Here is an 8,770-nt window from a genome sequence, read left to right as displayed (position 1 = left end):
TATGTACGTCAAGACCGACATACGATAAAATTGGTTCCATACCTGCCTCCATGATTTTGGCTCTGTGCGTTATTTTCTTAATATAATGCATAATCCACGCTTTTCATGGAGCGCAGGTTCTACTTGGCAATCATTATGTCTACAAGGTGCCAACAGTACACCGTGTACAGAGTTTATACTGCACCAAAACGAGCTTTCAAGGTGGCACACCTTACCCCCGGAGGCTTTTTTTTAAGCTGAATCGTTACAAAATATGAAAGCCATCATCCGAAGATGCGTTCAAACCCATTCTTCTTATTAAAAAAAGCCATCGCCCGATGAAAAAGCTCAGGGCTGAGACGCTTCAGCCACCACATCACCCGGCCATCCCACTGAGGGATCACATAAAGCCTCTTCCTTCGAACGGCACGCTCAATTTTGCGGGCCACATCGTCGGCGGTAACGTTCGACTTGGCGAACAAGCCCATGGCAATTTTCCGCTGTCGTTCGTCCGTGGAATGAAACCGATCCATTAAATTCGTCTTGAAAAACGTCGGCGCGGCCACGGTAACGCCGATGCCTTTGGGAGCGAGTTCGGCGTGAAGTGTCTCGGAGAGGGCAATCACCGCTGCCTTGGTGACATTGTAGCTGCTCATTTCTGGAAAGGAGACAATGCCGGCACAGGAAGCGATATTGACGATGTGCCCTCCTCCCTGCTCTTTCATCAAGGGGATAAAGCAACGACAGCCCTGAATCACCGCCTTTAAATTCACATCCATAATCCACTCCCAGCGTTCCTCCGGAATAGAACACAGATCTCCAGCCGCCGCCACACCGGCATTGTTAACCAGCACATCCACGCCGCCCCAACGCGATTTCACAAAAAGAAGGAGGTCCTCAAAAGCCTCGGACGTGGTCACATCATGCACCTGCATCAGCCCATCGCCCCCTGCATCATCAATTAAACGTACCGTCTCCGCGGCTCGCTGGGCATCCATATCCACCACACAGATATGCCACCCCTGCCGAGCATAGATCAAGGCCAGAGCCCGCCCCAATCCGGAGCCGGCTCCGGTGATCATCATTCGTTTCTTTTCGAACATTGTCACTCCTTTGGTGTCGAATTCAAAACGGAAAATACGAAGGAAATATGACAGAAATCACTGGAAGGAAAACGAAACATGACTTCCCTTATAGACCATAGTTTACAGGTTGGGCGCAAAAATAGAGAGACACGGCTGAAGCTTGATATTTTATCGTTTATTAATGGCTATCTACAGAGCTATTTCATCAGCGCAACATCGCTTAAACGAGAACCAAAAAGCCGCCGGAGACCTTTTTCCCAAGGGAAAAAATTAAGCATACACCATACTTTCAAAGAATCAAGGAGTGAATAACAATTTTCAGGCCGAGGGCAAGGAAAGTGTGAACGTGGTGCCTTCCTCTGGAGAGGTAGTAAAAAGTATGGTTCCCCCCAGGTACCTTTCGGCAAAGAGTTTCATAGAATAGGTGCCAACCCCACGTCCGGCGCCCTTGGTGGAAAAGGTCCTCTGGAAAATACCCAACTGAACATGACGGGGAATAAACCCGGGATTGGTCACAGAAAAAATGATATCAGCGCCGTGGGGACGACATCGGGCGACGACCTCCCCCCCTTCAGAGGTTGCCTCGATGGCATTTTTAACCATATTGATCAAAATTCGCCGCAGGAGAACCGGATCCGTCACCACCCGACAATCGCTGGAGTCCGGTGAAAGAATAAGGCTGCAAGAATGCGTGGATTTATTTCGAGCATAAAGCTGAAGGCATTGCTTCAACGTCTCCAGGGAGGAGATAGCCGTTTTACTGACTTCAAGCTCGCCATTTTCGGCCTCCATCAGCTTTTTGTGTGATCGGATCTCGTCAAGAAGCCACTCCGATGCGTTAAAGATCGTCTCAATGCCCCCGGAATTCGGCGTTTCCTGGGACCCGTCTACCAGAAGCTCTGCAGCACCGGAAATGGCCGCCACCGTATTGGAGATATCATGAAAAAAAGTGCGTTCCAGGCTCAACCGCCGACTCTCTGCGGAAATATCCACGGCTGAAAAAAGGGTAAACAGCTCTCCGTCACGCCACACCGGTGAGGTCCAAACCTGCAGTTCGAAAACCCGTCGGCCCTCACAGGTAATCACACACGCCTCGATGGCCGCACGCTCTTTCTGTGTCATTAAAATGGATTTCGCAGCCCCGCACAGCCAGCAGGACTCTGTCGAGCCGCACCCCTCCGGTGAGGAAAGGGCATGGACGCACCCCATCGCTTCTCCCGGGCGCTGCCCAAGGAGCACGGCGGAATCCCGTGAACCCACCAACTCAACAAACCGCCGGTTCGAGAAGACGATCTGCCGGTGCCGATTAAGCACCAGAAACATCACAGGAAGCGCCGCCGACAAGTCGTTCATCTCCAGGCTGGTAAAAAGTCCGCTTTGCAACTGGATCTCATCGGGACCCAATCGCTCACCAGGGACAAAATCTGCTTGATTGTGATTCACTCTCCGGCCCTCCATAAATATCCGGGTGCTGGCGATCATCACCCTATCCCGGATATTTCACGAGTCGAGAGCCATGGTGGGGTCTCGGAGGCTCCCGTTCATTTCCCTTCTGAAAAGCCAGGCCAGAAGGAGATCATGGGGTGGCCCTGGGGCCACCCCGGGTCGCTACCTGGCCTTGCCGCCAAACACCACCTTGAACACATCCTTATACACTTTGGCGAAATGAAAGGTCATGCCCTCCCGGATGTAGTCCGGCAGTTCATCGACATCCCTTCGATTCTCATCGGGAAGCACCAGCTCACGAAGTCCGTTACGCCGTGCGGCAATCACCTTTTCACGAATCCCCCCCACCGGCAGGACCTTCCCCGTCAGGGTGATTTCCCCGGTCATGGCAAGGGGCCGATCGATCTTTTTCCCCAAGGCCAGAGAGATCAACACCGTGGCCATGGTGACCCCGGCACTGGGACCGTCCTTGGGGGTGGCCCCTTCCGGCACATGCAGATGGATAAAAGCCGAATCAAAATAAGTCGGGGCAACGCCAAAAGCCCCGGCATTGGAGGAGACATAGCTGTAGGCGATTTCCGCCGACTCCTTCATGACATCCCCCAACTGACCCGTCAGCTTAAATCCCTTTGAGAGCTCATGGATCTTCGTCGCCTCCACAGAAAGGGTGGCTCCCCCCATGGACGTCCAGGCGAGCCCGGTGACAATGCCCACCCCTTCCATGGGCCGCTCTTTTCGGAAAATAGGCGGTCCCAGATACTCCGGGATATCCTTAATGCCGACAGAGATCGGCTTGCCACCGTCCGACAAAAATCCGACCACGGCTTTTCGAACGATACGGTTCATCTGTTTTTCCAGATTTCGCACGCCGGCTTCCCGGGCGTACCCGTCGGCGATGGTACGAATGGCTGCAGGGGTGATGCTCAGCTGCTTGCGGGGAATTCCGCTGCGCTCTATCAAGCGGGGCCAGAGGTGTTTTCTGGCAATTTCCACCTTCTCGGCGGTAATGTACCCTGAAAGGCGGGTCATATCCATCCGGTCCAAAAGGGGTTGCGCAATGGTATCCAACTGGTTGGCCGTGCAGATAAAAAGCACCTTGGAAAGATCCAGCCTCAAATCAAAGTAGTGGTCCAGAAACTCGCTGTTCTGTTCGGGATCCAGTGCTTCGAGAAGCGCTGAGGCCGGATCCCCCTGATAGGAGGCCCCCACCTTATCGATCTCGTCTAACATAATCACGGGGTTGGATACCCCTGTCTCTTTAAGCGCCTGCACAAATTTGCCCGGAAGGGCGCCGATATACGTCCTGCGATGCCCCTTGATCTCCGCCTCATCACGCATACCGCCCACACTGAAACGGTAAAATTTACGACCCAGGGCCTCGGCAATGGACTTGCCAATGGAGGTCTTCCCCACCCCCGGAGGCCCCACCAGGAGCATAATGGACCCTGAAACCTCTTTCTTGTAAACGCCCACGGCCAGAAACTCAATAATTCGGTCTTTCACGTCCGTCAGCCCGGAATGGTCCCGATCGAGGACCTTTCGTGCCCTCTTGATGTCCAGTTTGTCCTCGGAGGTGACCCCCCAGGGCACGGAGGTGATCCAGTCCAGGTAATTGCGAGACACCGCATATTCAGGGGACCCCTTTTCGAGAATCTGCATCTTCTCAATTTCACTGGCCACCCGCTCCAGCACATGGTCCGGCGGATCCAATTTGGTGAGGCGCTCCTCAAACTGCTCAATGTCCGCCGTGCGATCATCTTTGGCGATGCCCAGCTCCTTTTGGATCACCCTCAACTGCTCCCGCAAAAAAAACTTCCGCTGATTCTCACTCAGGCTTTTATTGACCTCCTGACTGATCTCACTCTGAAGTTTTAAGGCCTCGTGCTCTTTTTTCAAGAGAACCAGCACCTTTTTCATGCGATCCATCAAAGAGGTGGTTTCAAGGATATCCTGAATATCCGCACCTGGGGCCGTGGTAATGGACGCCCCGAAATCAGACAGGGGAGAGGCATCGTTGGGGCTGAAACGGGTCACAAAATTTTTAACTTCCTCGCCGTACAAGGGGTTAAGCGGAATGATTTCGCGAATGGCTTTGATCACGGCAACCGAATACGCCCGAAGTTTTTCCGGGTCCCCCTTGGACTCCACCGGGTAGCTGACCCGAGCGTGAAAAGGCGCTTCCCCGGTCATAAAATCATCGATTTTAAATCGACGAATGCCCTGGGTCATCAGCTGCAGTTTTTCCCCGTCGGCCATGACATTATGAATCTGGGCGACACACCCTGTACCGTAAAAACTCTCAGGACCAAGCTTTTCACCTGCGTCCGGCCGTACCAGCACAAAGCCCACAAGGCCATTGTTGTCATTGATGGCTTTTTCAATGGTGGGTTGCCATTTATCCTGGCTGACAATCAGAGGCTGGGCCTGAAACGGCATAAAGGGACGTCCGGTAACCGGCATAATCACCAGGTTCTCAGGCATAATCTGATGGGGAATGACGAGACTTGAGGCTTGCTTTTCTTCCTCACCTTCGGAAACGAATTCAGGAGTGATGAGTTCATCATTTTCCATAATCAAGCTCCTTTCACAGATAAGTATCGGGTTCAGCTTAAGGAATCATGCCATGGGATCCGTCGGCATGATGCCGAACTCTTCAACAAAGGTTCAATGGAAACAGCAAGGCTGGAGACGGGTAAAAGAAGAATGAAATTCCGAGTTTTTTCCATGACTCTTACGGAAACAGAAGCCTCAAACCCGTATGAGCGGTTGCTGTTGGGCATAAGGTAAGGCTCCTTCACATCATTTCAACCCGATGAGTTATTATTACACAAAGCCCACCGCCTGTGAACACAACAATCGATCCCTGGCCGACCCGTGTGATGCGGATCATCCATGAAATCCCGACAAGGTTTCTCCCAAGCCACGGTTCCGCAGGCAAAAAAAAAGCCCTTACCGCAGAAAGCACGCAGTAAGGGCCGTTAAAAAGTCACCGTCATCAAAGAACGAAATCAGAGAATAGAGTCCACAAAACTGGCCACACGGGTATTGGTCATGCAGGAACCAAAAAATTCAACAGGGGGGGCCTCGGTGATAAAGCGCCCTTTTTCCATAAAAATCACCCGATCGGCAATCTCCCTGGCAAACCCCATCTGGTGGGTCACGATAATCATCGTCATCCCCTCATCGGCCAAGCTCTTGATGGTGTTGAACACCTCCCCCACAAGCTCGGGGTCCAGGGCACTGGTGGGTTCATCAAAGAGCATGATCTTGGGTTTCATGGCAAGGGCTCGGGCGATGGCCACCCGTTGTTTCTGTCCGCCGGAAAGGGTCGCGGGAAAGACATCCCGCTTCTCTGAAAGCCCGACCTTTTCCAGCATGTCCTCGGCGATGATATGGGCCTCTTCACGACTTTTCCCCTGGACCGTCACAGGGCCTTCCATGATGTTTTCCAAGACCGTCATGTGAGGAAAGAGATAAAAATGCTGGAAGACCATACCAATCTCAGCGCGCAGGGCGCAGATATTCTTCTGGGAATCCAGGACCCGCTTGCCCTTCTTCTCGACGTACCCCACGGACTTGCCCTCAAAAACAATCGTCCCTTCGTCGATCTCCTCCAGGATGTTCACCGCTCTCAGCAGCGTCGATTTACCGGAGCCGGACGGCCCGATGATCACCACCTTTTCCTGGGGCATCACGGACAGGTCCACCGCATCCACGGCCGTGGTTTTACCAAACCGCTTCGTGATATTCGACAGACAGATAATGGGCGCATTGTTGGAGGTCGGGTTTTTCTCGTTATCTGTTTTCATAGGCTCCGACTCGTTTTTCAATTGTCTCGAAGGTCACCGTAAAGACCGTGGTAAACAGGAGATAGATCATCGCGGCAATGATCAGAACGTTCACGTTGAAATAGGTGTTGAACATCTGATTGGCAGAGCGCATCAGCTCCACCATGGCAATGGTGGAAACCAGGGCCGTGTCCTTGATGAGCGCGATAAATTCATTGCCGACAGGGGGCATGAGCCGCTTGTAGGTTTGAGGAACAATCACCCTGCGCATGGCTTGCGTGTAGGTCATGCCGATGGCCTTGGCCGCCTCCATCTGTCCGGAGTCGATGCTCTCAATGCCCGCACGGATGATCTCTGCCAGATACGCTGAATAGTTGATCCCGAGCCCGATAATGGCAGAGGTGGTGGGAGAAAGCGTTACCCCGAGGGAGGGCAATCCATAATAAATAAAGAACAACTGAAGAAGAAGCGGGGTGCCCCGGAAAAACCAGATAATAAACCAGGAAAGCCATCGAAGGGGCGGTACACCACTGATACGACCCAACGCGATAAGGAGTCCGCCGATGGGCGAAATCACCATGGTGATAACCACCAGAAACAAGGTGATCCCGGCGCCTTGAATCAGTGACGGCAAAAAGAGCTTCATGTCATCGATAAAAAGAAGCCACTTGGGTTTTTTTGCCTTGGCCAGGGAGTCCAAGAGGTTTGTGGCCTCTATATTATCGGGAAAGAGGGCCAGCACCTCGTGACAGGAAGCGTCCGCTTCATCGAACATGGCCAGCGCATGGTACAACTGTGCTTTCTGGACGCGACTTTTTATAAAGTCTGCGGCGGAGTCGGTCCCCCCCGGCGCCGGGATCCGATCCAGCACCTCCAGAGCGGTCTCGTAATCTCCGGCAGAGATGAGATTGCTCGCATCCCTGAATAGTTGATCTGGTTGGGTAGGGCCTTCGGCCAGAGCCGCTGACGGCAGGGCCAGCAGAACCAGCCATATAAAAAGCAGAAAACCTCTGCGTATCTTGGATCTCATGAATTGTCTCGCCTTCGTTTGACGGCTGTATAACATGGAGGACCGACCTCGGCGGAACAGAAGAAGCCAAGGGGTGCAGCCACAAAACAGGAGAGGACGGCATTGCCGCCCTCTCCATTTTATTTCTCTACCATCGGATATCGTTTACCATTTTGCAGGGTCGGTGATGTCCTCTCCGAACCATTTTTCAGAGATCTTGGCCAGGGTGCCGTCGGCAACCATCTCGTCAAGAGCTTTCTGAACCGCAGCCCGAAGGGCGTCGTCTTCCTTACGGAAGGCCACGCCAAAGGGTTCTTTGCTGATAAAACCCGGCAGGGTTTTGAAAGAACCGACCTGCTTGGCGATGGCGTCACGACCGGTGACGTTATCAATCACCACCGCGTCAAGTCGACCGGCTTTCAGGTCGAGAAGCGCCTTGGGGTTGTCTTCATACTCATTGATCGCCTTGGGTGCGTTGGGAAGCTTCTTCGCGGCAGTCACCGCAGGAGATCCTTCCTGACAGCCTACAATCATCCCACCCAGATCTTTGTAGTCGGTAAAACGCTTTTCAGCGAAACGAACCACCACAACCTGGCCATCCAGGATATAAGGTTTCGAAAAGCTGACGCGTGCGGCACGCTCTGGGGTAATGGTCATGCCATTCCAGATACAGTCAAATTTCTTGGCATACAAGGAGTTAATCACCCCTTTCCATGCCGTAGGCTGAAGGGCCAGTTCGATGCCCAGGCGCTTGCTGACTTCTCGGGCTGCATCGATATCAAAACCCACAGTGGTCCCGTCGGCAATTTTGAAGCCCATGGGAGGAAAAGAGTCATCCAGGCCAAGCACAAGCTTGCCCTCTTTTTTGACACGATCAAACGAGCCATCACCTGCGAAGGCCATGGACGTCATGGCGAACACACAGATGAGGATAAGAACCGCTCTCTTCATAACAATCTCCTTAGGTGTAGTGGTTTAAGCTGAAACGTATGGGAAATATACGATCAGGCCCTATTTTGCAAGATATTTCCGAGCCGGGGCTCGATCGAATCCCTTAATTTTCAAAACAAAAAAGTCATTTTACGCCCGGAATTAATTAAAACTTCCGCCTCTTTTCCCCTTGCCGGCGTCAACCGGCTCGACCCTTCCGGCATCCCAAATTAAAAAGAGACCGTTCCCCGCGTCCAATGGGTCAGGACCTCGGCACAACTCCAAGGGTATAAAAAAAGGGGGGCTGTCGTTACGCCCCCCTTACGTTCTAACCCGGATATTTCATGAGAAAACAATCAGGACTAAGGAATAATCATTAATTACAGTTTTTTACGGTAATATTTTCAGTCGTTTCAAAAATGCAAAATGTAATCCACGGTATTCTGTCTGATTTTCTCACCCTTCGGGCGAGCCGGGTGCACTCATCTGCCGCGTTATCAGAGCTTTGAGGTAAACCACTACATCTTCAGCTC

The 8,770-nt window shown here is 52.5% G+C and carries 6 protein-coding genes; all 6 read right to left on the bottom strand.

From position 1 onward, the window contains the following. Positions 1-263: 263 nt before the first annotated feature. The 6 genes from Q1Q75_RS21875 to Q1Q75_RS21850 all read right to left on the bottom strand — a co-directional run bounded on the left by Q1Q75_RS21875 (position 264) and on the right by Q1Q75_RS21850 (position 8,258). A complete protein-coding gene (locus Q1Q75_RS21875) occupies positions 264-1,082 on the bottom strand; it encodes an SDR family oxidoreductase (protein ID WP_300675228.1) in 819 nt (272 codons plus the stop codon). A gap of 300 nt (positions 1,083-1,382) precedes the next feature. Then, entirely contained in the window at positions 1,383-2,507 is a 1,125-nt protein-coding gene (locus tag Q1Q75_RS21870; RefSeq protein WP_300675226.1) for a HAMP domain-containing sensor histidine kinase, read from the bottom strand. A 165-nt stretch (positions 2,508-2,672) separates the two neighbouring features. Next, positions 2,673-5,081, bottom strand: a complete 2,409-nt coding sequence (gene lon, locus Q1Q75_RS21865) for an endopeptidase La (protein WP_300675224.1) — start codon at positions 5,079-5,081, stop codon at positions 2,673-2,675. 437 nt (positions 5,082-5,518) lie between these two features. Beyond that, positions 5,519-6,319, bottom strand: a complete 801-nt coding sequence (locus tag Q1Q75_RS21860; protein ID WP_300675222.1) for an amino acid ABC transporter ATP-binding protein — start codon at positions 6,317-6,319, stop codon at positions 5,519-5,521. Then, positions 6,306-7,328 (bottom strand): ABC transporter permease subunit, encoded by a 1,023-nt coding sequence (locus tag Q1Q75_RS21855; protein ID WP_300675220.1) that lies wholly within the window; start codon positions 7,326-7,328, stop codon positions 6,306-6,308. The genes Q1Q75_RS21860 and Q1Q75_RS21855 overlap by 14 nt, the downstream gene beginning before the upstream one ends. A gap of 144 nt (positions 7,329-7,472) precedes the next feature. After that, complete coding sequence (locus Q1Q75_RS21850) at positions 7,473-8,258, bottom strand: amino acid ABC transporter substrate-binding protein (RefSeq protein ID WP_300675218.1); 786 nt, start codon at positions 8,256-8,258, stop codon at positions 7,473-7,475. Between the last annotated feature and the right edge of the window lie 512 nt (positions 8,259-8,770).

The sequence above is a fragment of the Desulfoluna sp. genome (assembly GCF_030145185.1).
In the GTDB taxonomy this organism is placed as follows: domain Bacteria; phylum Desulfobacterota; class Desulfobacteria; order Desulfobacterales; family Desulfolunaceae; genus Desulfoluna.
The sequence above is the reverse complement of the archived record's forward strand: the minus strand, read 5'-3'. Positions and strand labels throughout refer to the sequence as shown.

Coding starts and splice junctions, on each gene's coding strand:
- Q1Q75_RS21875 (WP_300675228.1), bottom strand. CDS start 1,082: ATGTTCGAAAAGAAACGAATGATGATCACCGGAGCCGGCTCCGGATTG.
- lon (WP_300675224.1), bottom strand. CDS start 5,081: ATGGAAAATGATGAACTCATCACTCCTGAATTCGTTTCCGAAGGTGAG.
- Q1Q75_RS21860 (WP_300675222.1), bottom strand. CDS start 6,319: ATGAAAACAGATAACGAGAAAAACCCGACCTCCAACAATGCGCCCATT.
- Q1Q75_RS21855 (WP_300675220.1), bottom strand. CDS start 7,328: ATGAGATCCAAGATACGCAGAGGTTTTCTGCTTTTTATATGGCTGGTT.
- Q1Q75_RS21850 (WP_300675218.1), bottom strand. CDS start 8,258: ATGAAGAGAGCGGTTCTTATCCTCATCTGTGTGTTCGCCATGACGTCC.